The organism is Knoellia remsis, from assembly GCF_003002895.1.
GTDB lineage: Bacteria > Actinomycetota > Actinomycetes > Actinomycetales > Dermatophilaceae > Knoellia > Knoellia remsis.
On sequence record NZ_PVTI01000013.1, the window covers coordinates 53,555 to 80,186 of the forward strand.

Consider the following 26,632-nt stretch of genomic DNA (forward strand, 5'->3'; position numbering starts at 1 on the left):
CACCCAAGGTTCTCGCATGGGGCGGGAAAGGTGAGGCGGACGGCATACTGAACGCGCCCCCGTGGCCCAACTGGCAGAGGCAGGCGACTTAAAATCGCTCCCGGTGCGGGTTCGACTCCCGTCGGGGGCACCGTGTGGGGTGCCACGCTCGCGATCGTTGTCCACAGGTGACCGTGCTCGGCGAGGATTCGGGAACGTTCCGAGGCACTTTCACGGTTGAATGGGGTGACGACGTGGCGGAACGCCGCCGCGCCAGACACCACGGAGGACACGATGGCCAGCAACCCGGCCTTCAACCGACTCGAGCAGGACGCCCAGTCCGGCTACGCCGCGTTCCAGGAGCCCGGTCGCCAGGGCGGTGCGAACCCGAACAACCCGATGAACGTCTCCTACGCCCAGCAGGGGATGGCCGACCAGTGGGGCAGCCAGCAGCAGCTCCAGGACATGTACAACCAGCCGTCCGCCGGCCCGGTGCAGACCGGTCGGGTGACGATGGACGACGTCATCATGAAGACCCTCGGGCTCTTCGCGCTCGTCCTCGGCTTCGGCGCGGTGGGGTGGATCGTCGCGATGCGGAGCCCGGAGCTCGGCTTCATGCTGTGGATGGGCGGCATGATCGGCACGCTCGTGCTCGGTCTCGTGATCGCCTTCAAGAAGACGCTGAGCGTGCCGCTCATCGTGGGGTATGCCGTCCTCGAGGGCCTCTTCGTCGGTGCGGTCTCGCAGGTGTTCGAGGAGCGGTGGCCCGGTGTGGTCGCGACCGCGGCCGTCGCCACGGCGGCGACCTTCATCGGCATGTTCTTGGCGTACAAGAGCGGTCTGATCAAGGTCACCGACAAGTTCCGTCGCATCGTGACGATGATGATCTTCGGCTACGCGATCTTCGCGGTGGTGAACTTCCTCTACGCCATGTTCTTCCCCGGTGCGCCGCAGTTCGGCTTCGGCGGCGACGGCCCGTTGGGCATCGCCATCTCGGTCTTCGCCGTCGGCCTCGCGTCGGTGTCGCTCGCGCTCGACTTCGACATGATCGACCGGGCCATCGCGACCGGCGCGCCGCAGAAGTACAGCTGGCTGCTCGCGCACGGCCTCATCGTCACCGTCGTGTGGCTCTACATCGAGTTCCTGCGGCTCTTCGCGCGCATGCGCGAGTGACCGAGCCGCATCACGTGCAGCACCTTCCCGAGGACATCGACCGGGAGCTCGAGCGCGTGGTCCGCAGGTGGCGTGAGCTGCCCGTGGACCGCGCGCTCGGCGCGTCCGGGGACGTGCGCGCCCTCGTCGACGAGCTGGCTGCAGCCACGGCGCCGGGGAGCGCCGTCCCGGACCTGGGGCCGAGTGTGCTGATGGACCAGCTGCGGGTGCTCGCGTGGGACGCGGCCGTGGCCGGTGTGCCGGACCTCGTGACCCGGCTCGCCGCGCTGCGCCGCGCCCTGCCCTGAGTGAGTCGACACTCGGTGGGGCGAGGGGGCTGGCAGCGGCGGGGGCGTGCTCAGGTGGGCTCGGGGGCGCCCGCCGCGTCGGCCGGCTCCGCGTCAGCCTTGGGGTCGCGCGCGGCGGGCACGGCGTCGTGCTGGCGGCGCAGCAGCACCGCCCACCGACCCCGCGGGCCCCGGGCCTGGCCGCCGACCTCGGTCGGAGCCACCTCGCTACCGGCGTCGCGCACGGCCTGACCGGCTGCGACCGCGACCGGCCCGACACCCTCGCCCCGCCGGGCCTCGGGCGGGCGGTCCGCGGTGTCCTGGCCCCAGACGCCGAGCGCGGCGCACACGGACGGCAGCAGCGCCGCGGCCGCGCGGGCATACCCGGCGGCCGACGGGTGGAAGCGGTCCTCGCTGAACATCGTCGCCGGCGACGCGGCGAACTCCTCGCCCAGCAGGTCACCGAGCGAGACCGTGCGCCCGCCGGCCTCGACGACCGCGATGGTCTGGGCGGCGGCGAGGTCGCGGCTCCAGCGGCGGGCGAGCAGGCGCAGCGGCTGGGCGAGCGGCTCGACGGTGCCGAGGTCGGGGCAGGTGCCGACGACGACCTCGCTGCCCAGCGCGCGGATCCGGCGCACGGTCACCTCGAGGTGTCGCACGGCCGTCGCCCGGTCGATGCGGTGCGTGACGTCGTTGGCGCCGATGAGGATGACGACGACGTCGGGGCGGGTGATCGTCTCGAGTCCGTTCGCGAGCTGGCGCTCGAGGTCGCTCGACTCGGCGCCGACGACGGCCCGGTTGGTCAGGTGCACTGGCCGCCCCATGAGCGCGCTCACGCCGCTCGCGATGATCGCGCCGATCGTCTCGTGCGGCCGACGCACCCCCATTCCAGCCGCCGTGGAGTCGCCGATGACGAGGATCTCGATGGGATCGCCGGGTCCGGCGCCGTAGGTGCCGTTGTCGTCCGGAGAGGTGTCGAAGGGGGTGCCGACGAGACGTCGCGCGACGTGCGCCTCGGCCTTGATGAGCCCGTAGCCCGCCGCGCCCAGCGCAGCCGCCGCCGTCGCGAGACCGCCGCCTCCGTATGCCGCGGTCGCCGCGATCTTGCGTGCCCGTCGTGCCCGTCCCATGGCCGGTCCTTCGCCTCCTTCGTCGCTCCTGACACGCTAACGCCCGGCGAGGTGACCCACGTTCCCGGGCGGGCGGCATACGGACGACGCGGGCGCGGCATACGCATCCGGTGGGCGGGCGGCATACGGCTCCCGCGAACGATGCGAGACTGGAGGCATGAAGTACGCCGAGCACATCTCCGACCTCGTCGGCAACACCCCCCTCGTCAAGCTGAACTCGGTCACCGACGGCATCGAGGCCACCGTCCTCGCCAAGATCGAGTACCTGAACCCCGGCGGCTCGGTGAAGGACCGCATCGCGCTCAAGATGGTCGAGGCGGCCGAGGCCTCCGGCGAGCTCAAGCCCGGCGGAGTCATCGTCGAGCCGACGAGCGGCAACACCGGGGTCGGGCTCGCGCTCGTCGCGCAGCGCAAGGGATACACGTGCATCTTCGTCTGCCCGGACAAGGTGGGCGAGGACAAGCGCAACGTGCTCAAGGCCTACGGCGCCGAGGTCGTCGTCTGCCCGACCGCCGTCGCGCCGGACCACCCGGACTCGTACTACTCCGTCTCGGACCGGCTCGTCCGCGAGACGCCGGGCGCGTGGAAGCCGGACCAGTACTCCAACAGCAACGGCCCGGCCAGCCATTACGAGACGACGGGCCCGGAGATCTGGGCCGACACCGACGGCCGGATCACCCACTTCGTCACCGGCATCGGCACCGGCGGCACGATCACCGGCACCGGCCGCTACCTGCGCGAGGTGTCGGCCGACCGGCCCGAGTCCGACGGTGGCCGCGTCCAGATCGTCGGGGCCGACCCGGAGGGCTCGGTGTACTCCGGCGGCAGCGGCCGGCCCTACCTCGTCGAGGGTGTCGGTGAGGACTTCTGGCCGAGCGCCTACGACCCCGAGGTCGTCGACCGCATCGTCGCCGTGTCCGACGCGGACTCTTTCGCGATGACCCGTCGGCTCGCCCGCGAGGAAGGGCTGCTCGTCGGTGGCTCGTGCGGGATGGCGGTCGTCGCCGCGCTCGAGGTCGCCAAGGACCTCACCAAGGACGACGTCCTCGTCGTGCTCCTGCCGGACTCGGGCCGGGGCTACATGGGCAAGATCTTCAGCGACGACTGGATGAGCTCCTACGGGTTCATGACCTCCGACGAGGACGCGACGGTCGGGACGGTGCTGCGGGCCAAGTCCGGCGACATGCCGGCGCTCGTGCACACCCACCCGAACGAGACGATCCGCGACGCCATCGAGATCCTGCGCGAGTACGGCGTCTCGCAGATGCCCGTCGTCAAGGCCGAGCCGCCCGTCATGACCGGCGAAGTCGCCGGCGCCGTGAGCGAGCGCGACCTGCTCGAGCTGCTCTTCGTCGGCAAGGCGCACCTGTCCGACTCCGTCGAGAAGCACATGGGGGTCGGGCTGCCGCTCGTCGGCGCCGGGGAGCCGGTCGCGACCGCACGCCACGAGCTCGAGACCGCCGACGCGGTGCTCGTCATCGAGGACGGCAAGCCGGTCGGCGTCCTCACTCGGGCCGACCTCCTGGCACACCTCGTCGACTGAGGCGCGCTGGGCTCGTCGAGGCCCGAGCGGACGGAACTCTGAGGGTCCGGAGGGAAAGTTTCCCTCCGGACCCTCTCGTTGTGCTCCCCAGGAGCAAAACGACATGGGCCCTTGCCACGGCGCACTTTACAAGTCATAGTGATTTGTAAAGCGGGTCGTGGCGGCCCGCCCGGCAAGGAGGCCGACCATGACCGCGAACGCAGGCACCGACACAGGCGCGAACGCGACTGTCCCGCAGGGTTCGACGCAGCAGTGGACCGACAAGAAGCGCTACCTCTGGCTCATCGGGCTCGTCGTGCCGTCGCTGGCGTTCCTCGGCATCGGGATGTACGAGCTGACCGGCTGGAAGGTCTGGTTCTGGCTCGGGCCGATCGTCGTCCTCGGCATCGTCCCGGCCATCGACCTCGTCGCCGGGCTCGACCGCTCCAACCCGCCCGACGACGTCATCGAGGCGCTCGAGAAGGATCGCTACTACCGCTGGATCACCTACGCCTACCTGCCGATCCAGTACGCCGGCTTCGTCGGGGCGATGTGGATCATCGGGACCGACGCGATCTCCGGGCTAACCGTCCTCGACAAGGTCGGGCTCGCCGTCTCGATCGGCTGCATCGGTGGCATCGGCATCAACACCGCGCACGAGCTCGGCCACAAGCGGGAGGCCAACGAGCGCTGGCTGAGCAAGATCGCGCTCGCGCAGAGCTTCTACGGGCACTTCTACATCGAGCACAACCGCGGGCACCACGTGCGCGTCGCGACGCCCGAGGACCCGGCGTCGTCGCGGGTCGGCGAGAACTTCTACCAGTTCTGGCCGCGCACGGTGTGGGGCTCTCTGAAGAGTGCATGGGGCCTCGAGGCCCGCCGCATCGCCCGCCGCAAGCAGCACCCGTTCCGTCTCTCGAACGACGTCCTCAACGCCTGGCTCATGTCGGCGGTGCTCTGGGGCGCGCTGCTGCTCTGGCTGGGCTGGGGGATCCTGCCCTACCTTGTCATCCAGGCCGTGGTCGGCTTCACCCTGCTCGAGGTCGTCAACTACATGGAGCACTACGGGATGCTGCGCCAGCGTGTCGCCTACGGAGAGAAGTCGCGCTACGAGCGGGTCGACCCGTCGCACTCGTGGAACTCCAACAACATCGCGACCAACGTCCTGCTCTACCACCTGCAGCGGCACAGCGACCACCACGCGAACCCGACGCGGCGCTACCAGACGTTGCGCGACTTCGAGGAGTCGCCGGTCCTGCCGACGGGGTATGCCGGGATGATCGTCCTCGCGCTCGTCCCCTTCGTGTGGCGCCGCGTGATGGACCCGCGTGTGCTGCGGCACTTCGACGGTGACCTCTCGCGAGCGAACCTCTCGCCACGCAAGCGCGAGCGGCTGCTCGCGCAGTACCCGCCGCCGGTGCGGTCGCTCGTGGGTGCCGGGCCCGGTGAGGGCGGGTATGCCGGTGCGCCGACTGTCGAGGAGATCCTCGCCGCCCGCTGTCCCGGGTGTGGCTACACCTACGACGTCGTCGCGGGGGAGGAGCGCGAGGGTTTCGCCGCCGGCACGGCGTGGTCGCAGATTCCCGACGACTGGTGCTGCCCGGACTGCGGGGTACGCGAGAAGGTCGACTTCGTGGCGGTGGATCCGCAGGTTGCATGATGGATCGGTGAGTCCGTCCTCGTCCGCGTCCTCGTCGCCGGCAGCTGCCGCGCGGTCGCCCCGATCCTCGACGCCGCTGCGCGAGCGCATCGTCGAGGCGGCCGCCGAGCTCACTGTCGCCGACGGGTGGGCGGCGGTGACGATGAGCCGGCTCGCGGACCGGGTCGGCGTGAGCCGGCAGACCGTGTACAACGAGGTCGGTGCGAAACCCGAGCTGGCCCAGGCTCTCGTGCTGTGGGAGCTCGGGCACTTCCTCGAGGCGGTCAACGCCGGGTTCGACGAGCGGCCTGCCGGTGGGGGTGCGGCAGCGTCGAGTGGGGGAGGGAGTGACCGCGACGAGCTCGTCGCCGCGGCAGAGATCGCCTGCCGCAACGTCTTCGAGCGCGCCGAGAGCAACGAGCTGATGCGCGCCATCCTGCTCGCCGACCACGGCGCCGACACCGAGCTGCTGCCGCTGCTCACGACACGGGCGGACTCGCTTGCGGACGCGGCGGTGACGGTCGTCGAAGGGCGCGTCGCGGCATACGACCACGGCCTCGACGACACGCGGCTGCACGGTCTCATCGACGTGCTCGTCCGTCTTGTCCTCTCCTACGTCATGCGTCCGCAGGGGTCGCCCGCGCAGATGGCCGAGCTCATCGCGTGGACGGTGGCGCGCGTGCTGCGCTGAGCCGCGACCGGGCGAGGGGCGTCGGCGCGCTCACAGCGAACGATCAGGCAGCAGGCCACCGTGGGTGCGTCCGACGCGTTAGCGTCGAGGGCGAGGTGGACGCAGGCGGCCGCCCGGCCGCCCCACCGGGGCCCATCGGGCCGCCACGAGCAAGGAGTGAGCACCCCGCATGACCACTGCACGCGATCTCATGACCAGCCCCGCCGAGTACCTCAACGGCACGGATACCCTCGACGTCGCCGCGCAGGCGCTCAAGACGAGCAACGTCGGCTCGATGCCGGTGCGCGCCGAGGACGGCACGCTCTCGGGCGTCGTCACCGACCGCGACATCGTCGTGAAGGCCATCGCCGAGGGCAAGGACCCGCTCTCCACCCGCGTCGACGAGATCTCGTCGGGCACGGTCGTCAGCGTCGGCCCCGACGACGACGTGGCGACCGTGTCGAAGGCGTTCTCCGACAACCAGATTCGCCGCGTCCCCGTCCTCGACGGCGACGAGCTCGTCGGCATCATCAGCCAGGCCGACCTCGCCCGCGAGCTGCCGAACGAGAAGACGGGCGACGTCGTCCAGGCCATCTCCCGCAACTGACCCGCGGCGCGGGGGTGCGCGGGACACGGCGGACCCCGGCGCTCGTAGCGCTCTGATCTTGCGTCGTCCTTTGGGCCGCCCTGGTCCAGAGGACGACGCAAGATCAGAGCAGGCGCGCCACCCCGTGGGGGTGCGCAAGGCCACACCGGGGCGGCTGGGCATCGCCGAGCCCGGTCCCTACCCTCGAGTAGTGAGCTTCCCGAACCTCCTCGCCCCGCTCGACCTCGGCCACCTGACCCTGAAGAACCGCGTCGTCATGGGGTCGATGCACACGGGCCTCGAGGACCGGGCGCGCGACTTCCCGAAGCTCGCCGAGTTCTTCGCCGAGCGGGCCCGCGGCGGCGCGGCACTCATCGTCACCGGGGGCTTCGCGCCGAACATCGAGGGCACGCTCCTCCCTCTCGCGTCCAAGCTCACGACTGCGCGCGAGGCGCGCCAGCACCGCGTCATCACCGACGCCGTCCACGCAGCGGGTGGCCGCGTCGCGCTCCAGCTGCTGCATGCCGGCCGTTACGCGTACACGCCGTGGTGCGTCGCGCCGTCGTCGATCAAGAGCCCGATCTCGAGGTTCCGGCCGCGCGCCCTCACCGCACGAGGCGTCGAACGCACCATTGACGCGTTCGTCCGCTCCGCCCGGCTCGCCCGAGAGGCCGGGTACGACGGGGTCGAGGTCATGGGCTCCGAGGGCTACCTCATCAACCAGTTCCTCGCGCCCCGCACCAACAAACGCACCGACGCCTGGGGCGGCACGCCGGAGAAGCGCCGCCGGTTCGCCGTTGAGATCGTCCGCCGCATCCGCGAGGAGGTCGGGGCGGACTTCCTCGTCATCTACCGCATCTCCGCCATCGACCTCGTGCCCGACGGCCAGACGTGGGACGAGGTCGCGGCGCTCGCCCGCGAGGTCGAGGCCGCCGGAGCGTCGGTGCTCAACCTCGGCATCGGCTGGCACGAGGCGCGCGTCCCGACGATCGTCACCTCCGTGCCCCGCGCCGCCTTCGCGTCGTATGCCGCCCGACTGAAGTCCGAGACGTCGCTGCCGGTCATCGCGACGAACCGGATCAACATGCCCGAGGTGGCCGAGGGCATCCTCGCCGCCGGGGACGCCGACCTCGTCTCGCTCGCGCGGCCGTTCCTCGCCGACCCGGACTGGGTCAGGAAGGCCGCCGAGTCGCGGGTCGACGAGATCAACACCTGCATCGCGTGCAACCAGGCCTGCCTCGACCACACCTTCAAGCACAAGCGAGCGACGTGCCTGCTCAACCCGCGCGCGGCATACGAGACCGAGCTCGTGCTCGGCCCGACGCGGGCGGCCAAGAAGGTGGCCGTCGTCGGTGCCGGACCGGCCGGGTTGGCCTGTGCCACAACGCTGGCCGAGCGCGGGCACACTGTCGACCTCTTCGAGGCGGCTGACGACATCGGCGGGCAGTTCGCCATCGCGCAGCGCATCCCGGGCAAGGAGGAGTTCGCCGAGTCGATCCGCTACTTCCGCCGCCGCGTCGAGGTGACGGGGGTGCGGCTGCACCTGTCGCAGCGGGTGTCTGCTCAGGACCTGCGCGACGGTGGGTTCGACGAGGTCGTCGTCGCGACCGGTGTCGAGCCCCGCATCCCCGACATCGACGGCGTCGACCACCCCTCGGTCATGACGTATGCCGAGCTCGTTCGCGGGGAGCGCGAGGCCGGCCCGCGCGTGGCCGTCATCGGCGCCGGCGGGATCGGGGTCGACGTGAGCGAGTTCCTCACCGGGCAGCCGTCAGCGACCCTCGACCTCGACCTGTGGCGCTCCGAATGGGGCGTCGGCGACCCGGCGACGACGCGAGGTGGGTTGGCGAAGTCCGAGGTCGAGACCCCGAAGCATGAGGTCGTCCTGCTGCAGCGCAAGTCCTCGTCGATCGGCAAGGGACTCGGCAAGACGACCGGCTGGGTGCACCGGGCATCGTTGCGCGCCAAGGGAGTCGAGCAGGTCATCGGCGTCACCTATGACCGGATCGACGACGCGGGGCTGCACGTGACGATCGCTCCGCCGGCGGTGGACAAGCCGTCAAGGCTGCCGCTCAGGCGCCGGCGGAAGGACGTGCCGGACGCGGCTGCCGTGCCGACGACGCGGCTCATCCCCGTCGACACCGTCGTGCTCTGCACCGGTCAGGAGTCGGTGCGCACCCTCGCCGACGAGCTGGCCGGCAGCGGTCTGCCGGTGCACGTCATCGGTGGCGCCGACGTCGCGGCCGAGCTCGACGCGAAGCGTGCCATCCGCCAGGGCACCGAGGTCGCCGCGGGCATCTGAGACGTGCTGGGCACCGTGCCGGCGCACTGACCTGCGCGCGGATTGGACGGGCGCCGAACCCCCGCCCCGCGCCCGGGCCGTGGCACGCTGGCACGCATGACTGGTTGGTGGTGGCTCGTCGTCGTCCTCGCCGTGGTCGGCGTGCTCCTGCTCGTCGTCGGCTTCCTGCAGATGCGCGGCGCCAAGCCCACGCCCGGGATCAAGGGCGGCTTCGGTGGCCCACCGGGCAGCTCGGACGTCGGCTCCCACCCCGGGTTCGAGGCGCCGGGCCCACGGGATCACTGGAAGGTCGGCGCGCCGCTGCGCATCGCCGGGTTCGCAGCCATCCTCACCGCCGCACTCATCGGCCTGGTCCTCACGATCAGCAAGGCCCTCTGAACGGACCCTGCTGGTTCAGGCACGCGGGTCGGACTCGAGCATCGCCATGTAGTGCACGTCGACCCACGCGCCGTCGAAGAGCAGCGCGTCGCGCCCCGTTCCCTCGTGGACGAACCCGACCTTCTCGTAGACGTGCCGCGCCCGCGGGTTGAAGTCATAGACCTCGAGCGTGATCCGGTGCAGCCCGAGCTCGCGGAACCCGTGGTCGACGATGAGGCGGGTCGCCTCCGTGCCGAGGCCCCGCCCGCGACCCGCGGCCCCGATGAGGGTCCGGAACCAGCACGACCGGTTCGCCTCGTCCCACCCGGCCAGCACCACCTCGCCGACGAGGTCGCCACTCGCCCGGTCGACGACGCCGAGGACGAGCCGGTCCTCGGCCTCCGCCCACTCCCCGTAGATCTCGCGCAGTCGCTCCAGCGGCATGCCCTCGGGCTGCTCGTCCCTTGACCCCACCGATCCCGTCAGCCGCGCGATCTCGTCGTCGGCGCGGATGATCGCGTCGATGAGGTCGGCGTCCTCGGCGCGGATCGGGCGCAGGGTCACGAGCTCGCCTTCGAGCGTCGGCTTCACCGAGAAGGTGGAGGTCATGGGACCGCACTGTGCCACGCGAGGCGCGCGGACGGCATACGAGATGGCGCGCCCGTAGGGCGCTTCATTGGATCAGGCGGGCGGGACGATGTCGGTCTGCGCGGGCAGGTTCGCGACGCCGACGGGGCAGGTCAGACCGTTCGGGCCGTGGTTGCAGTAGCCGTTCGGGTTCTTGTGCAGGTACTGCTGGTGGTAGTCCTCCGCGTAGTAGAACGGGCCCACCTCGTCGGCGGACGCGAGCTGGGTCGTGATCTCGCCGCCACCGACGCGCGTCACCTCACCCTGGAAGGCCTCGCGGGTCGCGCGCGCGGCCCGCTCCTGCTCCGGGGTGGTCCAGAAGATCGCGGAGCGGTATGCCGTGCCGATGTCGTTGCCCTGGCGGTTGCCCTGCGTGGGGTCGTGGTTCTCCCAGAAGGCCTTGAGGAGGAGCTCGGGGGTGGTCTGCGTCGGGTCGTAGGCGACGAGGACGGTCTCGGCGTGGCCGGTGCGGCCGGTGCACGTCTCCTCGTAGGTCGGGTTCGGCGTGTAGCCGCCCATGTAGCCGGCGGCCGTCGTCACGACACCGGGGAGCTTCCAGAAGATGCGCTCGGCACCCCAGAAGCAGCCCATCGCGACGTAGAGCACCTCGGTGCCCTCCGGCCACGGACCCTCGAGCGGCGTGCCAAGCACCTCGTGCGTGGTCGGCACGGTGAACGGTCGGGTGTCCCGACCGCGCAGCGCCTCCTCCGCGGTGGGCATCGTCGTCTTGGCGCGCGAGCCGAACATCGGGACTCCTTCGGTGAGGGGGCTGCGGACCTGCTGTTCAGTGCAATGCCCGGGTCGAGGCAATGATTCCCCGTGGGAGCAGCAACGGGGCGCTCACGACAGTGCGCCCGCCCACACGCGGTGGACGGGCGCACTGGCGACGGCGGGGTCAGACGCGCGAGCGACCGCCCGTGAGCGCCTTGACGCCGAAGATCAGCAGGCATGCGCCCGCGATGGCGGTGAGGAACGTGAAGATCAGTCCCGCGCCGTCGGTGTCGACGCCGAGCAGGCTCAGCAGGAAGCCACCGATGAAGGCGCCGACGATGCCGACGATGATGTTGAGCAGAACGCCCTGCTCCGCATCGGTCTTCATGACCTTGCTGGCGATCCAGCCGGCGAGGCCGCCGATGATGATCCAACCGATGATGCCGAGAGTGCCTGGCATGGTTCCCTCCTGGGGAAGTCGAGACGTCCCGCCTGGTCAGCGGGCTTCTCCCTGCACCATACCCAGCCTGACCTGCGGGTATTCATGAACCTGATCGGCCGCGCGGGTGCCGGGCACGGGCAGGCGAGCGGGCGGCATACGCTGACCCCATGACCGACTCGAGCAGTGTCCAGGGCCTCGGCTTCTCGTCCCGCGCCATCCACGCCGGCCAGGACCCGGACCCCACGACGGGCGCGGTCGTCACCCCGATCTACCAGGTGTCGACGTACAAGCAGGACGGCATCGGCGGCTTCCGCGGCGGCTACGAGTACAGCCGCAGCGCCAACCCGACCCGGACCGCGCTCGAGACCGGGTTCGCCTCGCTCGAGGGTGGCGAGCGCGGGTTCGCGTTCGCGTCCGGGCTCGCCGCCGAGGACACGATCCTGCGCGCGCTGCTCGCGCCCGGCGACCACGTCGTCGTGCCGTCCGACGCCTACGGCGGCACCTACCGCCTCTTCAACCGCGTCCTGAAGCCGTGGGGCGTCGAGCACACCATCGCTGCCATCCCCGACACCGAGGCCGTGCGCGCCGCGATCCAGCCGGGGAAGACACGCGTGATCTGGGTCGAGACGCCGACGAACCCCCTGCTCGGCATCGCCGACATCGAGGCGCTCGCGCAGGTCGCGCACGATGCGGGTGCCCTGCTCGTCGTCGACAACACCTTCGCCTCGCCCTACCTCCAGCAGCCGCTCGCGCTCGGCGCCGACATCGTCATGCACTCGACGACGAAGTACTGCGGCGGACACTCCGACGTCGTCGGCGGCGCGGTCGTCGTGGCCGAGGGCGTCACGGTCCCGTGGTTCGACGACGAGCCCGCCGCGGACCGGATCGCGTTCCACCAGAACTCGATGGGCGCCATCGCGGGCCCGTTCGACTCATGGGTCGTGCAGCGCGGCCTCAAGACGCTCGCGGTGCGGATGGACCGGCACTGCGACAACGCCGAGAAGGTCGTCGAGTTCCTCCAGGGCCACGACGGCGTCACCGAGGTCATCTACCCCGGCCTGCCCGAGCACCCCGGCCACGAGGTCGCGAAGCGGCAGATGAAGCGCTTCGGCGGCATGGTCGCGTTCCGCGTCAAGGGTGGCGAGGACGTCGCGGTCAAGGTGTGCGCCGAGACGCAGCTGTGGACGCTCGGTGAGTCCCTCGGCGGCGTCGAGTCGCTCATCGAGCACCCGGGCCGCATGACGCACGCGTCCGTCGCGGGGACCGAGCTCGAGGTTCCGGCCGACCTCATCCGCCTCTCGGTCGGCATCGAGGACGTCGACGACCTCATCGCGGACCTGAAGCAGGCGCTCGACCGGCTCACCTGAGTCGTCCCGTGTCGCTCATCGCGTGCGTCGACGTCGGGTCGACCTGGACCAAAGGCGTTCTCGTGGAGGCCGATTCGGGCTCTCTCGTGGGTGCGGCGTCGTCGCCGACGACCGTCACCAGCGACGTCATGGACGGGGTGGATTCGGTATGCCGTGCGCTCGCGTCCCACGGTGACGTCGCCTCGACGCTCGTGTGCTCGTCCGCGGGTGGCGGGCTGCGGGTCGCGGTCGTCGGCTACGAGCGCGAGGTGACGGCAGAGGCTGGGCACCGGGTGGCGCTGTCCGCCGGTGGGCGGGTCGTGCACGTGTCCGCCGGACCGCTGTCCGGGGACGGGGTGCGCGAGCTCCGCGCGGCGTCGCCGGATGTCGTGCTGCTCGTCGGCGGGACGGACGGTGGGAACTCGGATGTGTTGCGACACAACGGTTCTCGGCTTGCTCGAGCGAAGGTGAAGGCGCCGGTCGTGGTGGCGGGGAACGCCGACGCTGCCTCGGAGGTGGCCGCGGAGCTTGCCGCGACCGGGCACCGGTACGTGGTGACGAGCAACGTCCTCCCGCGGATCGGCGTCATCGCGCCTGATGCGGCGCGCGGGGCGATCCGCGGTGTCTTCCTCGAGCATGTCATCGGCGGGAAAGGCTTGTCCCGCAGGGGTTTTGCCGATCTCGTTCGCGCGGCGACACCCGACGCAGTGCTGCGCGGGGTGGAGGTGCTGGCCGACGTCCGCGGCGAGGACGTGCTCGTCGTCGACATCGGCGGCGCGACGACCGACGTCTACTCCGTGCTGCGTCCTCAGGGCGAGGACGCGACGATCGAGCGCGATGTGGCGGGGACGCTGTGGCAGGAGCGCACCGTCGAGGCCGACCTCGGCATGCGCTGGAATGCGCTCGGGATCGTCGAGGCGGCGGCGCGCGAGTCGCTGTCGTTGTCGGACGGTGCTGTGTCGTATGCCGCGCGGGTCGCCGTCGAGATCGACCACCGGGCGTCGTCGGAGCAGGAGTGGGAGTGGGAGGCGGAGCTGGCCACGGTGGCCGCGGTCGTCGCTGTGCGCCGGCACGGGCGGCCTCGGGCGGCGGGGGAGCGGCCCCGTCCGCTGGCGGACGTCGGGCTCGTGCTCGGGTCCGGTGGGGTGCTGCGGCACGGTCCGGCGTCGCTGCAGGAGATCGTGCTCGGCGCGGTGGCGGGCGATCACGGAGGCGGCTGGACGGTTCCGGCGGCCGCGACGCGAGGCGTCGACACGGCATACGTGCTCTTCGCGTGCGGGTTGCTCGCGGAGGCTCACCCGGAGGCAGCCCGAGCGTTGGCGGCCACGCTGGCCCGAGGTCTCTCGGGATAAAAGGGGTGGGCAGTGTCGGTGGCCGCTCCTAGGGTTGTCGTCATGAGTGCAGACCCCGCTCGACCCCCTGTCCGTCCCGTCCTCGACCTCGTCGTCCTCGACTGTCCCGACGCCCTCGCTCTCGCCCGGTTCTATGGCGAGGTGCTCGGCTGGGAGCTCGAGGAGGGCTCCGACCGCGATTGGGCCACCCTCGTCCCGCCCGGAGGCGGCGTTGCGCCGGAGCGACCCGACGGCCGCGCGACGCTGGCGTTCCAGCGCATCGACGACTGGGTCCCGCCGACCTGGCCCGGCGGTGAGCACCCCCAGCAGTTCCATCTGGATTTCGCCGTCCCGGTCATCGCGGACGCCGAGCCGGCCGTGCTCGCCGCGGGTGCGACCGTGCACGAGCACCAGCCCGCCGAGTCGGGAGGCTTCAAGGTCTACCTCGACCCGGCCGGTCACCCCTTCTGCCTCTGCCGCGGGATGAACTCGTGAGCGCGCCGGTCATCGAGGCCGTCGACCTCGTCAAGAAGTTCGGTGACTTCACCGCGGTCGACGGGGTGAGCTTCGAGGTGCCGCAGGGCACCGTCTTCGGGCTGCTCGGCCCCAACGGTGCCGGCAAGACGACGACGGTGCGGATGATGACGACGTTGGCGACTCCGACGAGCGGGTCGGCCCGCGTCGCCGGCCATGACGTCGTCGCCGAACCCGAAGCGGTGCGCGCCTCGATGGGGCTCACCGCCCAGGCAGCGACCGTCGACGACCTGCTCACCGGCCGCGAGAACCTTCGTCTCATCGGCGACCTCTACGGCCTGGACCGCAGGTTCGTCCGCACGCGCACCGACGAGCTGCTCGAGCGGTTCTCGCTCACCGACGCGGGCGACAAGATCGTCAAGGAGTACTCCGGCGGCATGCGACGCCGCATCGACCTCGCGGTGAGCCTCATCGCGCATCCCGCGGTGCTCTTCCTCGACGAACCGACGACGGGGCTCGACCCGCGCAGCCGTGTCGAGCTGTGGGACGTGCTGCGCGACCTCGTCCGTGACGGGACGACGCTGCTCCTCACGACCCAGTACCTCGACGAGGCCGACCAGCTCGCCGACCGGCTCGTCGTCATCGACCACGGCCGGATCATCGCCGAGGGCACTCCGCTCCAGCTGAAGAACCAGTCCGGGGCAGCGAGCCTCGTCGTCACCGTGTCGCGTCACGACGAGGTCGAGCGCGCCGCCGACCTGCTGAGGGGTGTCGTCGCCGGTGACGTCCACGTCGACGCCGACGCGCGCAAGCTCACCGCCCCCGGTGGCGACGTGTCCGCGTTGGCGCGCATCGCGGCCGACCTCGAGTCGGCGGGCATCGATGTCGACGACCTCGGCATGCAGCGGCCGAGCCTCGACGACGTGTTCCTCGCACTCACCGGGCACAAGGCCGAAGAGTCCAGCAACCAGGAAGAGGTGACGGCATGAGCGCCGCCACGGAAGCCATCGCCGTCGAGCGGTCCGCGCCGAAGCCGCAGGGTGCGGGCATGGTCCGCCAGGTCCTCACGCTCGTGCGACGCAACCTCACGCACATCAAGCGTCAGCCCGAGATGCTCACCGACGTCACGATCCAGCCGATCATGTTCGTGCTGCTCTTCGCCTTCGTCTTCGGCGGCTCGATCCAGATCCCCGGTGTCGACTACAAGGCGTGGCTGCTGCCCGGGATCATGGCGCAGACGATTGCGTTCAGCTCGTTCATCGTCGCCATCGGGCTCAACACCGACATCGGCAAGGGCATGGTTGACCGCCTGCGATCGCTGCCGATCCAGCGGTCGTCGATCCTCATCTCCCGCAGCCTCTCGGCCATCATCCACTCGAGCATCGGCGTCGCCGTGATGTCCGTGACCGGCCTCTTCATCGGCTGGCGGATCAACGAGGGCATCGCGAAGGGACTGCTCGCCTACGGGCTGCTCCTGCTCTTCGGGTTCGCGATGATCTGGGTGGGCATCCTCGTCGGCTCGGCGATGCGCTCCATCGAGGCGGTCAACGGACTGATGTTCACGACGATCTTCCCGATCACGTTCCTCTCCAACGCCTTCGCCCGGACCGACGTCATGCCGGCGTGGCTGCGGACCATCGCGGAGTGGAACCCGATCAGCTCGCTGGCGCAGGCCATGCGCGACAACTGGGGCATCGCCGGGATCCCGGTCCGGGCCGATGCGCCGTGGCCGCTGCACCACCCGGAGCTCGCGACGCTCATCTGGTCGCTCGCGATCACGCTGGTCGTCGCGCCGCTCGCGCTGCGCGCCTTCAACGCCCGCACCACCGACTGAGTCCGACTTGGCGAAGTCGTTCCGATCGTCCTTCATGCTTCGACCCGCCGAAGACTCCGCGACTCGAGGCATGAAGGCGAGGGACACAGCTCGGCGATGGGAGATGATGGGGACGGACTTTGAGGAGGGTGGTCATGAGCCAGCGCAGCATCAAGGTGAGCCCCGACCAGGTGTCGGCTGCCCGCGCGCTCATCGTGCTGCGCGGTGGCCCTGACAAGGTCGACCCCGTCATCGCGCGCCTCGCGACTGCCGCGAAGTCCTCGGCTCCCACGAGCCGGCCCGCCGTTCCCTGAGCTGCTGGCCTGCGCTCGCCGTCTGCTGACTCTCGCTCTCCGACGCAGTTTGCGCGCGGTGACGCAGTACTTTCTGCGGCACGGCGCGGGATCCGCGCCATCGCCGTCGGGGCCGTGCTGGCACGGGGCTAGCCTTCGCACCATGACATCCACGCCGTCACAGGTGACGGTGGCCGAGATCCGCGCCGCCGCCGACCTGCTTTCGACCGTCATCGCTCCGACACCCATGGAGTACAACCGCGGCCTCTCCCAGCGCGTCGGCAGCGACGTCTTCCTCAAGTGCGAGAACCTCCAGCGCGCCGGGTCGTTCAAGATCCGCGGCGCCTACACGCGGATGTCGCGCCTCACCCCTGAGGAGAAGGCGCGCGGCGTCGTCGCGGCGAGCGCCGGCAACCACGCCCAGGGCGTTGCGCTGGCGGGCCAGATGCTCGGTATCGACGTCAAGGTCTACATGCCGGTGCGCGCTCCCATGCCCAAGGTGCAGGCGACCAAGGCCTACGGTGCGACGATCGAACAGGTGGGGGAGACGCTCGACCAGAGCCTCGTCCACGCCCGTGCCTGGGCAGAGCAGACCGGTGCGATCCTCATCCACCCCTTCGACCACACCGACATCGTCACCGGTCAAGCGACGTGTGGCCTCGAGATCCTCGAACAGTGCCCCGACGTGCGCACGATCGTCGTCGGCCTCGGTGGGGGTGGTCTCCTCGCGGGCATCGCCCTCGCCGTGCGCGAGCTCAAGCCCGACGTGCGGATCATTGGCGTCCAGGCGGAGCAGGCCGCGGCATACCCGACCTCGCTCGCCGCGGGGCACCCGGTGGCCGCTGAACGGATGGCGACCATGGCCGACGGCATCGCCGTCGGGCTCCCCGGTGACGTGACCTTCCCGATCGTGCGCGACCTCGTCGACAGCGTCGAGACGGTGAGCGAGGGTGGGATGTCGCGTGCACTCCTCTTCCTGTTGGAGCGGGCCAAGCTCGTCGTCGAGCCCGCAGGAGCCTCTGCTGCGGGCTGGCTCCTCGACAACGCCGGCAGTGTGCAGCTCGACGGGCCCGTGGTCGCCGTGCTGTCCGGCGGCAACATCGACCCGCTGCTCATGATGCGGATCATCCGCCACGGCATGGTCGCGGCCGGGCGCTACCTCACCTTCTCGGTCCGGGTGCCGGACACCCCCGGGTCGCTCGCCGCGATCCTCGCCGACTGCGCCGCCGCCGACGCGAACATCCTCGAAATCGAGCACATCCGCACCGGCCCCGAGATCAACGTCGACGAGGTCGAGATCGCCCTGCGCCTCGAGACCCGCGGACCGGATCACCAGCAGCGCGTCCTCGACGGCATGCGCTCCAAGGGCTACACGGTCATCGAGCCGGAGTCCCAGCTCGACCACTGACGGCGGCCCAGGAGTGGCGAGGCCGCCGTCCTCCGGAGGGAAGCGCGAAGGTCCGGACGGAAAGTTTCCGTCCGGACCTTCGCGGTGTGCTCCCCAAGAGCACAACGGGTGCTCGCGTCAGCCTGAGTAGGGCTTCGCCGAGAGGATCTTGACCTCGATCTGCTTGCCGTTGGGGGCCTCGTAGCTCGCGGTGTCGCCGGCCTTCTTGCCGTTGACGGCAGCGCCGATCGGGGACTGCTCGCTGTAGACCTGCAGGCTGCCGTCGGCGATCTCGCGCGAACCGAGCAGGAAGGTCTCCTCGTCGCCGAAGATCTCGGCCGTGACGACCATGCCCGGCTCGACGACGCCGTCGTCCTTGGGCGTCTCGCCGATGATGGCGTTGTCGAGCAGCTGGGTGAGCTGGCGGATGCGCGCCTCCATCTTGCCCTGCTCCTCGCGCGCCGCGTGGTAGCCGCCGTTCTCCTTGAGATCGCCCTCCTCGCGCGCGGCTTCGATCTTGCGCGCGATGTCGGTGCGGCCCGGGCCCGAGAGCTCCTCGAGCTCGGCCTTGAGGCGGTCGTACGCCTCCTGGGTCAGGTAGCTCGCCTTGACAGCGGTCTCGCTCACGAAATGTCACTCCTTGGGTGCCCCCGCGGCATACGGCAACGGCCGGTGACGCGAGGGGATGGTCCTACGTGAAAGGGTCCGGGGCCGAAAGCCGATTCTGGCTTCGGCGGGCCCCAGACCCGTGCGGTGCAAAGCACAAGGATAACAACGGCGGCTCGCATGTGCACGTCGTCATGCACGCCGTCGCCGTGACCAGAACGGGCAATCAGTGGGAGGAGGGGCGGTCGCACGAGGCGACGACACCGGTGACCGCCCGTGCGCTCGTGCGGACGGTGACCTCGCGGTGCACGGTCTTCGGACCGGCGGGCACGTCGTCCGTCAGGGTGCCGACGCGGCCGTGCCGGACGTCCTGGGCCTCGAGGGTGCAGCTCACCGCCGACCCGTCCGGGCGGGTGACGTCGTAGCCGAGCCGGATCTGCGAGTCCGAGAGGACCTTGTAGTCGGTGACCGTGGCCTTGAGCGCGTTGGCCTCGGAGAAGGCGAACCACGTCATGTAGGTGAGGGCGATCGCCGTGAGCACGCCACCGATGACCCACCAGCGCGTCGTTCCGGGGGCGGGGCGCGGGAGCGGCATCGAGGAGGTCCTTGTCGGTGGGGTGTCCGGGTGAGAGGGCTCGTCCCCCCTCGGATGGAGGGGTGCGAAGATGGATCCAGTCCCATTGTCGCGCGTGTCCGACCGGCGGCCGCGACCACCCGAACGCAAGGAACCTCTCCGTGGCAGAACGACTCCGCCTCATGTGTGTTCATGCGCACCCCGACGACGAGTCGAGCAAGGGCGCAGCGGTCATGGCGAAGTACGTCGACGAGGGGCACGACGTCCTCGTCGTCTCGTGCACCGGCGGCGAGCGCGGCGACATCCTCAACCCCAACCTCGCCGACGACCCGCACATCCTGCGCGACATCGCCCAGGTCCGCAGGGACGAGATGAAGCGCGCGCAGGAGATCCTCGGCGTCCAGCACAGCTGGCTCGGGTTCGTCGACTCCGGTCTGCCCGAAGGGGATCCGCTGCCGCCGCTGCCGGACGGCTGCTTCGCACTCGAGCCGCTCGACGTCACGACCGAGGCCCTGGTCCGCGAGATCCGCCGCTTCCGTCCGCACGTCATGACGACCTACGACGAGAACGGCGGCTACCCCCACCCCGACCACATCATGACGCACGACGTCTCGATGGCGGCCTTCGTCGCGGCTGGCGACCCCACGGCATACCCCACCGCCGGTGAGCCGTGGCAGCCGCTGAAGATCTACTACAACCAGACCTTCAGCCGCGGCCGCGTGGTTGCCTTCCACGACGCCCTCACCGCGCTCGGTGAGGAGAGCCCGTATGAGGCGTGGTTGGAGAACTGGCCGCCGGAGCGGGAGCGCACGGTCACCACGCGCATCAAGGCCGACGCGTGGTTCGACCGTCGCGACGCCGCGCTCCTCGCGCACGCGACTCAGGTCGACCCCGACGGCAACTTCTTCAAGGTCTCCCGGGAGGAGCAGGCTCGCGTCTGGCCGTGGGAGGACTACGAGGCGGCGATGTCGTACGTGCCGATCGTGGAGGGCGAGGACGACCTCTTCGCCGGCCTTCCCGAGGACGCTGCCGAGGCCGACGCGCTCGCCACGTCCGGCACCCTCACCCTCGCCCTCGACGCCCGCAAGGAGCGCCAGTCATGACCCTCATCTCGAACCTGACGTGGCTCGCCACCGTGCCGTCCGCGGTGTCGCCGACTCCCACACCGTCCCCGTCCCTGTCTCCGTCGGTCGTCAACCCCGACCAGCTGACGCCGAGCCAGCAGGCGGCGCCGGGCATGTGGGCGTTCGTGTCGTTCGTCTTCCTCATCGCGTGCCTGTGGTTCCTCATGCGCAACATGAACTCGCGGCTGCGCCGGATGTCCTACCGCAACCGTCAGGCCGAGGAGGAGGCCGCAGCCGGGTCAGACGCGCTGGTAGAGGACGATCGACGCGGCGATGTAGTGCGTGACGAACGCCAGGATCGTCAGGGCGTGGAAGATCTCGTGGAACCCGAACCAGCGCGGGGACGGGTTGGGGCGCTTGATGCCGTAGACGATGGCGCCGAGCGTGTAGAGGACGCCGCCGGTGACGACGAGCGTCATGACCGCAGGACCGGCGTGACGCAGCAGCGGCCCGAGGAAGAAGATCGCCACTGACCCGAGCCCCACGTAGACGGGGACGTAGAGCCAGCGCGGAGCGTGGATCCACAGGAGCCGGAAGATCACCCCGAGGATCGCGCCCGTCCACACGAGGATGAGCAACGTGCGGCCCTGGTCGCGGGGGAGGATCAGCGCGAACGGCGTGTAGCTGCCGGCGATGATGAGGAAGATGTTCGAGTGGTCGATGCGGCGCAGGACCGCGCCCCAGCGGGGTGACCACGTCCCCCGGTGGTAGACCGCGGACATCGCGAAGAGCAGCACCGCCGTCAGGGTGAAGACCGCCGCCGCGGCGCGGGCCTGGACGGTGTCGCCGAGGACGACGAGGACGAGCCCGCCGACGAACGCGACGGGGGCCATCCCGAGGTGCAGCCAGCCGCGCAGCTTCGGCTTGACGGCGTCCATGACGGCGTCGACGCGCTCCTCGAGCGTGTCGACGGAGGGGTCGGTCGGGCTCTTCGTCATGATCCCTCAACGATACCTACGTTCCCGTAGGTTCCGGTATGCCGCGTGCGGACGTTCCGCATCACACTCGTCCTCCACGTGGCCCCCACGTCATCGGCACGATCCCGGCGGTACGGTGACCCGCATGGCGCTCAGCAACCCGCTCTACACGGCATACGAGCGTCGTCTCGCGAAGCACCTGAGCGCCGACTCCGTGCCCCGGCACGTCGGTGTCATGCTCGACGGCAACCGGCGCTGGGCGAAGGCGCGCGGTGCCGGCACGAGTGAGGGACACCAAGCCGGCGCGGACAACATCGCCAACCTCCTGACGTGGTGCGAGGAGGTCGGCGTCGAGGTCGTCACCCTGTGGCTGCTCTCCACCGACAACCTCGCTCGTGACGAGGCGGAGCTGCGCCCTCTCCTCGGCATCATCGAGCGGGCCGTCGACGCCCTCGCTGGCACCGGCCGCTGGCGCCTGCACCCGGTGGGCGCTCTGTCGCTGCTGCCCGACGTGACCCGCGAGCGCCTCATGGCCGCAGCGGCCCGCACCGCCGACGTCGACGGGATGCTCGTCAACGTCGCCGTCGGCTACGGCGGCCGTCGCGAGATCGCCGACGCCGTGCGCTCGCTCCTCCTCGAACACGCGGGCAGGGGCACGACGATCGAGGAGCTCGCCGAGATCCTCGACGTCGAGCACATCGCCGAGCACCTCTACACCAAGGGTCAGCCGGACCCGGACCTCGTCATCCGGACCTCGGGGGAGCAGCGGCTCGGGGGCTTCCTGCTGTGGCAGAGCGCGCACTCGGAGTTCTACTTCTGCGAGGCGTACTGGCCGGACTTCCGCAAGGTCGACTTCCTCCGGGCGCTGCGGGCGTACGGCGAACGGCACCGCCGCTTCGGCGCCTGAGACGCGCGGCCGGCATACTTTCCCGCCCCATGCAGGAACCTTGCGCGAGGTGCGACTTCGGTAGTTGCACCTCACGCAACCTCCTGGCAGGGGCGGCGGGTCCCATGCTCTGCGTGCGCAAAGCTGGGATGGCGCGACATGCCCACCTGCACCACCAGTCACATGAGTCACATGTCGTGACAGTGAACTCCTCGGAACACCTCGACACGCCGCCACACATCCGTGACAGCCGAGCGCGGGCCGGACGTAGGTTCGGCAGTGACGCACCACCCTGGTGCGTTCGGGAGGCCCGACACATGGAGCAGACCTCGCTCCGGAGGAGGGACCGGTCCCGGCTCCCTGCTCGTGGCAGAGGGCCGACCGGGATCCGCACCTTCGAGCCAGCGCACCACACCGTGCGCGCCTAGGAGATCTGCCGTGGCCACCACCTCGCGTTCGACCGCTTCCACCGCCCCGACCACCGCCGGGAGCTCCCGGCAGCGCGCCGCCCGCAGGAAAGCAGCCACGAAACCGAAGCCCTCCGCTCCGACAGGTCGCACCTACGTCCTGGACACCTCGGTCCTGCTCTCCGACCCGCGCGCGATCCTCCGGTTCGCCGAGCACGAGGTTGTCCTCCCCGTCGTCGTCGTCACCGAGCTCGAGGCCAAGCGCCACCACCCCGAGCTCGGCTACTTCGCCCGCACCGCCCTGCGGCTCCTCGACGACCTGCGCATCAAGGCCGGCCGGCTCGACGCCCCGGTCCCCGTCGGCGACGAGGGCGGCACCCTGCGGGTCGAGCTCAACCACACCGACCCGAGCTCGCTGCCGGCCGGCTTCCGCCTCGGCGACAACGACACCCGCATCCTGTCGGTTGCCCGCAACCTCGCCAACGAGGGCCACGTCGTCACCGTCGTGAGCAAGGACCTGCCGATGCGGGTCAAGGCGTCGGCCTGCGGCCTCGAGGCACAGGAGTACCGCGCCGAGCTCGCCGTCGACTCCGGCTGGACGGGCATGGCCGAGGTCGAGGTGACGACCGAGGAGATGGACACGCTCTACGAGAACGGTCGCCTCGAGCACCTCGGTGCCGCCGAGCTGCCGTGCCACACCGGACTCAAGCTCCTGTCGCCGCGCGGCAGCGGTCTGGGCCGGGTCGGCGCCGACAAGCAGGTCCGGCTCGTCAAGGGCGACCGCGACGCCTTCGGCCTCCACGGCCGCAGCGCCGAGCAGCGCATCGCCCTCGACCTGCTCCTCGACCCCGACATCGGCATCATCAGCCTCGGCGGCCGCGCCGGCACAGGCAAGTCCGCCCTCGCGCTGTGCGCCGGCCTCGAGGCGGTCATGGAGCGCCGCACCCAGCGCAAGGTCGTCGTCTTCCGCCCGCTGTATGCCGTGGGCGGCCAAGAGCTCGGCTACCTCCCGGGCTCGGAGCAGGAGAAGATGAACCCGTGGGGGCAGGCGGTCTTCGACACCCTCTCGGCGCTCGTGTCGCGTGAGGTCGTCGAGGAGGTCCTCGACCGCGGCATGCTCGAGGTGCTGCCGCTGACGCACATCCGGGGACGCTCGCTGCACGACGCGTTCGTCATCGTCGACGAGGCGCAGTCTCTCGAGCGCAACGTCCTGCTCACCGTGCTCTCACGCATCGGCCAGAACTCCAAGGTCGTCATGACCCACGACGTCGCCCAGCGCGACAACCTGCGCGTCGGACGGCACGACGGGGTTGCCGCAGTCATCGAGAAGCTCAAGGGCCACCCGCTCTTCGCGCACGTCACCCTGACCCGCAGCGAGCGCTCGCCGATCGCGGCACTCGTCACCGACCTGCTCGAGTCCGAGCACGGCGAGGCCTGACGACCCACGCCCAGCGTTCGGTATGCCGGCCGCGCACCGCGCGCGGCCGGCATACCGCATGCCGTGGTCCCGAGTGCCCGGGCCCACTGGGTGGGTCGCCCACCCCCGCGTTTGTCCATTCGCGGGCCATGCCGTAGGTTGGTCTCGATTTGGTAACGCAGCCCGGTCTGCACCACGCAGCCGGGCTGTCCCTTGTCTGGAGAAGGAACGCATCGCATGAGCAGGTACCGGGGCCGTCACCGTGGTCGCCACGCACGTCCGGCCGAGGCTCCCCTCGCGCAGGCCGTGGGCGTCGCGCGGCGCCCCGCCGTCACTGCGGGGATGGCGCTGACGCTCGTCGCCACCGGCGCCGTCGGCGTCAACGCCACGGACGCGGTCGCCGAGTCCGAGCCGCTGTCCCTCAGCCGCGCCGCTCTCCTGCAGGCCAGCGACTCCGCCGAGCAGAGTGCCGCCGACAGTGCCCGGATCTCCAACGACCGTTCCGGGGCCAACGCCCAGCGTGCGGTGCTCGACGCCAAGGCCCAGGCTGCCGCGAAGGCCAAGGCCGAGGCAGAGGCCGCTGCCGCCAAGGCCAAGGCCGAGGCGGAGGCCGCTGCTGCCAAGGCGAAGGCCGAGGCGATCGCGAAGGCGCGCAAGGCCGCTGCCGAGAAGGTCGCCCGCGACAAGGCTCGCGAGTCGGCGATCAACAACGCCAAGGAGGACCCGCGCTCTGCCGCCCGCGCGATGCTCAGCGACTACGGCTGGGGTGATGGCCAGTGGAGCTGCCTCAGCCAGCTCTGGGAGGGCGAGAGCGCGTGGCGCTACACCGCCGAGAACCCCTCGTCAGGTGCGTACGGCATCCCGCAGAGCCTGCCCGCCAGCAAGATGGCGAAGTTCGGGGACGACTACCGCACGAACCCGATCACCCAGATCAAGTGGGGCCTGTGGTACATCGACAAGTCCTACGGCTCGCCCTGCAACGCGCTGGACTTCTGGAACAACCGCTTCCCGCACTGGTACTGAGCCTCCCCGCCGGGTGGGGGCAGTGGTGAGTCGTCCCTTCCGTAGCGAGTTGTCCCTTCATGAGGGGACGACTCACGCATGAGGGGACGACTCACGCAGGAAGGGACAACTCATCACGCGTCCCCCGCCCAGTCAGGCGCTGAACGTCGGGTGCGTGCCCTCGGGGTGCGGCCGTTTGTGGTCGAGGTCGAGCGAGGCGGAGCCTCCGGCGGCCCTGACCAGCTCCTCGAGGCGGGGTGCGAAGTCCGCGACGCCGACGGCTCCCGCCTTGCCGTACTGCGACACCATGCGGAGGTCGAAGGCGCGCTGGTCCCGTGGTTGGACCCAGATGATGCTCATCGGCGAAACTCCGGCGTCCTCGATATCGGCGAGTGCCACCGTCTTTCGGGTGATTCTCCCCTGGGCAGTGAGCGTCGTCGGCGTCACGGCGACCTTGCGCCACAGATCCGCGAGCATGTACAGCGAGAAGGCAGCCAGGGGGGCGCCCCACCACTCACACTTGACGAATACGACGACGCCGACTGCTAGCAGGATGGGACCCCAGATGCCCACGGCGAAGCGTTGGCTCCAGTGGGGCCGCCCCACGAGCACTTCGCTCCCTGTCCTTGATCGCACTCTCGTCACGGTCCGCCCGTCACAACCGGCGTAGGCGGATGTGGGTCACGGCGTGGTCGGGGCCCTTGCGCAGGACGAGTGTCGCGCGATCGCGCGTCGGCTCGACGTTCTTGACCAGGTTGGGCTCGTTGATGCGCTGCCAGATACCGGCAGCGGTCTCGCGGGCCTCGGAGTCGGTCAGCGCGGCATACCGGTGGAAGTACGACTCCGGTGACGCGAACGCGGTCTCGCGCAGGCGCAGGAACCGCTCGACGTACCACTCACGCAGCTGCTCGACGGGGGCGTCGACGTAGACCGAGAAGTCGAAGTAGTCCGACAGCACCTGCCGGGCACGCTGTTCCGAGCGGACCGTCGCCGGCTGCAGGACGTTGAGCCCCTCGACGATGAGCACGTCCGGCTGGTCGACGACGACCGACTCGCCCTCGACGATGTCGTAGGTCAGGTGGGAGTACACCGGCGCCTCGACGTGCGGTTTGCCGGACTTGACGTCCGCGACGAAGCGCAACAGCGCCCGGCGGTCATACGACTCGGGAAAACCCTTGCGCTGCAACAGTCCTCGCGCTTCGAGCTCGGCATTGGGGCGGAGGAAACCGTCGGTGGTGATGAGGTCGACGCGTGGTGACTGCGGCCAGCGCAGCAGCAGCTCGCGCAGGATGCGAGCGGTCGTCGACTTGCCGACGGCGACCGAGCCGGCGATGCCGATGACGAAGGGAACCTTGGCCGGGCGCTCGCCGAGGAAGTCCGTCGTGACCCTGTGCAGACCGGCGGTCGCGTTGACGTAGAACGACAGCAGTCGGGACAGCGGGAGGTAGACCTCCTCGACCTCACGCAGGTCGACGCGGTCCCCGAGGCCGCTCACCCGGGCGATCTCGTCGGGGGTGAGGCTCAGCGGGTGGTTGTTGCGCCGGGCAGCCCAGTCCTCGCGGGTGAAGTCCAGCCACGGCGAGGGCAGCGGGGTCGCAGGGTCCGGGCCCACGGGCGGCACGGCTGGGGTGGCAGGCACGCCGGCCATTGT

28 protein-coding genes and 1 tRNA gene are annotated in these 26,632 nt (G+C 70.4%); 20 read left to right on the forward strand and 9 right to left on the reverse strand.

Translation table 11 applies throughout. The annotated features are described in order from the left end of the window. Positions 1-55: 55 nt before the first annotated feature. The 3 genes from BCF74_RS09190 (at position 56) to BCF74_RS09200 (ending at position 1,439) form a co-directional block, all read left to right on the forward strand. Positions 56-130, forward strand: a tRNA-Leu gene (locus BCF74_RS09190). A gap of 143 nt (positions 131-273) precedes the next feature. Then, a complete protein-coding gene (locus BCF74_RS09195; RefSeq protein ID WP_106297704.1) occupies positions 274-1,152 on the forward strand; it encodes a Bax inhibitor-1/YccA family protein in 879 nt (292 codons plus the stop codon). Further along, positions 1,149-1,439, forward strand: coding sequence for a hypothetical protein (locus tag BCF74_RS09200; protein ID WP_106297662.1), 291 nt, complete (start codon positions 1,149-1,151; stop codon positions 1,437-1,439). Before BCF74_RS09195 ends, BCF74_RS09200 begins: the two co-directional genes overlap by 4 nt. Before the next feature lie 50 nt (positions 1,440-1,489). On the opposite strand, the gene BCF74_RS09205 is transcribed toward BCF74_RS09200, so the two are convergent. Next, on the reverse strand, positions 1,490-2,548 hold the full coding sequence (locus tag BCF74_RS09205) for an SGNH/GDSL hydrolase family protein (protein WP_106297663.1): 1,059 nt from the start codon (positions 2,546-2,548) through the stop codon (positions 1,490-1,492). A 157-nt stretch (positions 2,549-2,705) separates the two neighbouring features. Here BCF74_RS09205 and BCF74_RS09210 point away from each other — a divergent pair, with 157 nt between their 5' ends. From BCF74_RS09210 to BCF74_RS09235, 6 genes are all read left to right on the forward strand, one after another. Continuing rightward, the gene (locus BCF74_RS09210; protein ID WP_106297664.1) at positions 2,706-4,091 is read left to right on the forward strand and encodes a cystathionine beta-synthase; all 1,386 of its coding nucleotides are present in this window, start codon (positions 2,706-2,708) and stop codon (positions 4,089-4,091) included. 187 nt (positions 4,092-4,278) lie between these two features. Next, positions 4,279-5,730, forward strand: a complete 1,452-nt coding sequence (locus BCF74_RS09215) for a fatty acid desaturase (protein ID WP_106297665.1) — start codon at positions 4,279-4,281, stop codon at positions 5,728-5,730. Positions 5,731-5,737: 7 nt separating this feature from the next. Next, positions 5,738-6,400, forward strand: a complete 663-nt coding sequence (locus BCF74_RS09220) for a TetR/AcrR family transcriptional regulator (protein ID WP_106297666.1) — start codon at positions 5,738-5,740, stop codon at positions 6,398-6,400. 169 nt (positions 6,401-6,569) lie between these two features. Next, positions 6,570-6,986, forward strand: a complete 417-nt coding sequence (locus tag BCF74_RS09225) for a CBS domain-containing protein (RefSeq protein WP_106297667.1) — start codon at positions 6,570-6,572, stop codon at positions 6,984-6,986. 190 nt (positions 6,987-7,176) lie between these two features. Beyond that, the gene (locus tag BCF74_RS09230; RefSeq protein ID WP_218279232.1) at positions 7,177-9,267 is read left to right on the forward strand and encodes an NADPH-dependent 2,4-dienoyl-CoA reductase; all 2,091 of its coding nucleotides are present in this window, start codon (positions 7,177-7,179) and stop codon (positions 9,265-9,267) included. A 96-nt stretch (positions 9,268-9,363) separates the two neighbouring features. Beyond that, positions 9,364-9,645, forward strand: a complete 282-nt coding sequence (locus tag BCF74_RS09235) for a hypothetical protein (RefSeq protein WP_106297668.1) — start codon at positions 9,364-9,366, stop codon at positions 9,643-9,645. A gap of 15 nt (positions 9,646-9,660) precedes the next feature. On the opposite strand, the gene BCF74_RS09240 is transcribed toward BCF74_RS09235, so the two are convergent. The 3 genes from BCF74_RS09240 to BCF74_RS09250 all read right to left on the reverse strand — a co-directional run bounded on the left by BCF74_RS09240 (position 9,661) and on the right by BCF74_RS09250 (position 11,422). After that, positions 9,661-10,233 carry a GNAT family N-acetyltransferase gene (locus BCF74_RS09240; RefSeq protein WP_106297669.1) on the reverse strand — a complete coding sequence of 191 codons (573 nt, stop codon included), beginning with the start codon at positions 10,231-10,233 and terminating at the stop codon, positions 9,661-9,663. Between the two features lie 72 nt (positions 10,234-10,305). Then, a complete protein-coding gene (msrA, locus tag BCF74_RS09245) occupies positions 10,306-10,998 on the reverse strand; it encodes a peptide-methionine (S)-S-oxide reductase MsrA (RefSeq protein WP_106297670.1) in 693 nt (230 codons plus the stop codon). A 148-nt stretch (positions 10,999-11,146) separates the two neighbouring features. Then, on the reverse strand, positions 11,147-11,422 hold the full coding sequence (locus BCF74_RS09250; protein WP_106297671.1) for a GlsB/YeaQ/YmgE family stress response membrane protein: 276 nt from the start codon (positions 11,420-11,422) through the stop codon (positions 11,147-11,149). A 149-nt stretch (positions 11,423-11,571) separates the two neighbouring features. On the opposite strand from BCF74_RS09250, the gene BCF74_RS09255 reads away from it, so the two are divergent. The 7 genes from BCF74_RS09255 to ilvA all read left to right on the forward strand — a co-directional run bounded on the left by BCF74_RS09255 (position 11,572) and on the right by ilvA (position 18,069). Beyond that, positions 11,572-12,771: a cystathionine gamma-synthase gene (locus BCF74_RS09255; protein WP_106297672.1), complete on the forward strand. Its 1,200-nt coding sequence runs from the start codon at positions 11,572-11,574 to the stop codon at positions 12,769-12,771. Positions 12,772-12,779: 8 nt separating this feature from the next. Beyond that, a complete protein-coding gene (locus BCF74_RS09260; RefSeq protein ID WP_106297673.1) occupies positions 12,780-14,102 on the forward strand; it encodes a glutamate mutase L in 1,323 nt (440 codons plus the stop codon). A 42-nt stretch (positions 14,103-14,144) separates the two neighbouring features. Further along, complete coding sequence (locus tag BCF74_RS09265; protein ID WP_106297674.1) at positions 14,145-14,576, forward strand: VOC family protein; 432 nt, start codon at positions 14,145-14,147, stop codon at positions 14,574-14,576. Then, positions 14,573-15,544, forward strand: coding sequence for an ATP-binding cassette domain-containing protein (locus BCF74_RS09270; RefSeq protein WP_106297675.1), 972 nt, complete (start codon positions 14,573-14,575; stop codon positions 15,542-15,544). Before BCF74_RS09265 ends, BCF74_RS09270 begins: the two co-directional genes overlap by 4 nt. Then, positions 15,541-16,389, forward strand: coding sequence for an ABC transporter permease (locus BCF74_RS09275; RefSeq protein WP_106297676.1), 849 nt, complete (start codon positions 15,541-15,543; stop codon positions 16,387-16,389). The genes BCF74_RS09270 and BCF74_RS09275 overlap by 4 nt, the downstream gene beginning before the upstream one ends. A gap of 134 nt (positions 16,390-16,523) precedes the next feature. Continuing rightward, positions 16,524-16,682, forward strand: coding sequence for a hypothetical protein (locus BCF74_RS17330; protein ID WP_170070202.1), 159 nt, complete (start codon positions 16,524-16,526; stop codon positions 16,680-16,682). Positions 16,683-16,824: 142 nt separating this feature from the next. Beyond that, on the forward strand, positions 16,825-18,069 hold the full coding sequence (ilvA, locus tag BCF74_RS09280; RefSeq protein ID WP_106297677.1) for a threonine ammonia-lyase: 1,245 nt from the start codon (positions 16,825-16,827) through the stop codon (positions 18,067-18,069). A gap of 117 nt (positions 18,070-18,186) precedes the next feature. Here the strand turns inward: ilvA and greA are convergent, their stop codons facing one another. Next, entirely contained in the window at positions 18,187-18,675 is a 489-nt protein-coding gene (greA, locus tag BCF74_RS09285) for a transcription elongation factor GreA (RefSeq protein ID WP_106297678.1), read from the reverse strand. Positions 18,676-18,880: 205 nt separating this feature from the next. Next, entirely contained in the window at positions 18,881-19,249 is a 369-nt protein-coding gene (locus BCF74_RS09290) for a DUF4307 domain-containing protein (RefSeq protein WP_106297679.1), read from the reverse strand. A 140-nt stretch (positions 19,250-19,389) separates the two neighbouring features. Between BCF74_RS09290 and mca the strand changes: the two genes are divergently transcribed. Continuing rightward, positions 19,390-20,331: a mycothiol conjugate amidase Mca gene (gene mca / locus BCF74_RS09295; protein ID WP_106297680.1), complete on the forward strand. Its 942-nt coding sequence runs from the start codon at positions 19,390-19,392 to the stop codon at positions 20,329-20,331. Positions 20,332-20,591: 260 nt separating this feature from the next. Here the strand turns inward: mca and trhA are convergent, their stop codons facing one another. Further along, a complete protein-coding gene (trhA, locus tag BCF74_RS09300) occupies positions 20,592-21,290 on the reverse strand; it encodes a PAQR family membrane homeostasis protein TrhA (RefSeq protein WP_106297681.1) in 699 nt (232 codons plus the stop codon). 124 nt (positions 21,291-21,414) lie between these two features. On the opposite strand from trhA, the gene BCF74_RS09305 reads away from it, so the two are divergent. From BCF74_RS09305 to BCF74_RS09315, 3 genes are all read left to right on the forward strand, one after another. Then, positions 21,415-22,176: an isoprenyl transferase gene (locus BCF74_RS09305; protein ID WP_106297682.1), complete on the forward strand. Its 762-nt coding sequence runs from the start codon at positions 21,415-21,417 to the stop codon at positions 22,174-22,176. Positions 22,177-22,722: 546 nt separating this feature from the next. Further along, a complete protein-coding gene (gene phoH2 / locus BCF74_RS09310; protein ID WP_106297706.1) occupies positions 22,723-24,000 on the forward strand; it encodes an RNA 5'-3' helicase PhoH2 in 1,278 nt (425 codons plus the stop codon). 216 nt (positions 24,001-24,216) lie between these two features. After that, positions 24,217-25,002: an aggregation-promoting factor C-terminal-like domain-containing protein gene (locus tag BCF74_RS09315; RefSeq protein ID WP_245889283.1), complete on the forward strand. Its 786-nt coding sequence runs from the start codon at positions 24,217-24,219 to the stop codon at positions 25,000-25,002. A gap of 132 nt (positions 25,003-25,134) precedes the next feature. Here BCF74_RS09315 and BCF74_RS09320 read toward each other — a convergent pair whose 3' ends face one another. Beyond that, entirely contained in the window at positions 25,135-25,554 is a 420-nt protein-coding gene (locus BCF74_RS09320) for a hypothetical protein (protein ID WP_146132918.1), read from the reverse strand. Between the two features lie 82 nt (positions 25,555-25,636). Next, positions 25,637-26,629: a type I pantothenate kinase gene (gene coaA, locus BCF74_RS09325; protein WP_218279233.1), complete on the reverse strand. Its 993-nt coding sequence runs from the start codon at positions 26,627-26,629 to the stop codon at positions 25,637-25,639. Positions 26,630-26,632: the final 3 nt, after the last annotated feature.

What these genes read in the sequence shown, in the direction of transcription:
- BCF74_RS09195 (WP_106297704.1), top strand. Translation starts at nt 274, where the DNA reads ATGGCCAGCAACCCGGCCTTCAACCGACTCGAGCAGGACGCCCAGTCC.
- BCF74_RS09205 (WP_106297663.1), bottom strand. Translation starts at nt 2,548, where the DNA reads ATGGGACGGGCACGACGGGCACGCAAGATCGCGGCGACCGCGGCATAC.
- BCF74_RS09210 (WP_106297664.1), top strand. Translation starts at nt 2,706, where the DNA reads ATGAAGTACGCCGAGCACATCTCCGACCTCGTCGGCAACACCCCCCTC.
- BCF74_RS09215 (WP_106297665.1), top strand. Translation starts at nt 4,279, where the DNA reads ATGACCGCGAACGCAGGCACCGACACAGGCGCGAACGCGACTGTCCCG.
- BCF74_RS09225 (WP_106297667.1), top strand. Translation starts at nt 6,570, where the DNA reads ATGACCACTGCACGCGATCTCATGACCAGCCCCGCCGAGTACCTCAAC.
- BCF74_RS09235 (WP_106297668.1), top strand. Translation starts at nt 9,364, where the DNA reads ATGACTGGTTGGTGGTGGCTCGTCGTCGTCCTCGCCGTGGTCGGCGTG.
- BCF74_RS09240 (WP_106297669.1), bottom strand. Translation starts at nt 10,233, where the DNA reads ATGACCTCCACCTTCTCGGTGAAGCCGACGCTCGAAGGCGAGCTCGTG.
- msrA (WP_106297670.1), bottom strand. Translation starts at nt 10,998, where the DNA reads ATGTTCGGCTCGCGCGCCAAGACGACGATGCCCACCGCGGAGGAGGCG.
- BCF74_RS09250 (WP_106297671.1), bottom strand. Translation starts at nt 11,422, where the DNA reads ATGCCAGGCACTCTCGGCATCATCGGTTGGATCATCATCGGCGGCCTC.
- BCF74_RS09255 (WP_106297672.1), top strand. Translation starts at nt 11,572, where the DNA reads ATGACCGACTCGAGCAGTGTCCAGGGCCTCGGCTTCTCGTCCCGCGCC.
- BCF74_RS09265 (WP_106297674.1), top strand. Translation starts at nt 14,145, where the DNA reads ATGAGTGCAGACCCCGCTCGACCCCCTGTCCGTCCCGTCCTCGACCTC.
- BCF74_RS09275 (WP_106297676.1), top strand. Translation starts at nt 15,541, where the DNA reads ATGAGCGCCGCCACGGAAGCCATCGCCGTCGAGCGGTCCGCGCCGAAG.
- BCF74_RS17330 (WP_170070202.1), top strand. Translation starts at nt 16,524, where the DNA reads ATGAGCCAGCGCAGCATCAAGGTGAGCCCCGACCAGGTGTCGGCTGCC.
- ilvA (WP_106297677.1), top strand. Translation starts at nt 16,825, where the DNA reads ATGACATCCACGCCGTCACAGGTGACGGTGGCCGAGATCCGCGCCGCC.
- BCF74_RS09290 (WP_106297679.1), bottom strand. Translation starts at nt 19,249, where the DNA reads ATGCCGCTCCCGCGCCCCGCCCCCGGAACGACGCGCTGGTGGGTCATC.
- trhA (WP_106297681.1), bottom strand. Translation starts at nt 21,290, where the DNA reads ATGACGAAGAGCCCGACCGACCCCTCCGTCGACACGCTCGAGGAGCGC.
- BCF74_RS09305 (WP_106297682.1), top strand. Translation starts at nt 21,415, where the DNA reads ATGGCGCTCAGCAACCCGCTCTACACGGCATACGAGCGTCGTCTCGCG.
- BCF74_RS09315 (WP_245889283.1), top strand. Translation starts at nt 24,217, where the DNA reads ATGAGCAGGTACCGGGGCCGTCACCGTGGTCGCCACGCACGTCCGGCC.
- coaA (WP_218279233.1), bottom strand. Translation starts at nt 26,629, where the DNA reads ATGGCCGGCGTGCCTGCCACCCCAGCCGTGCCGCCCGTGGGCCCGGAC.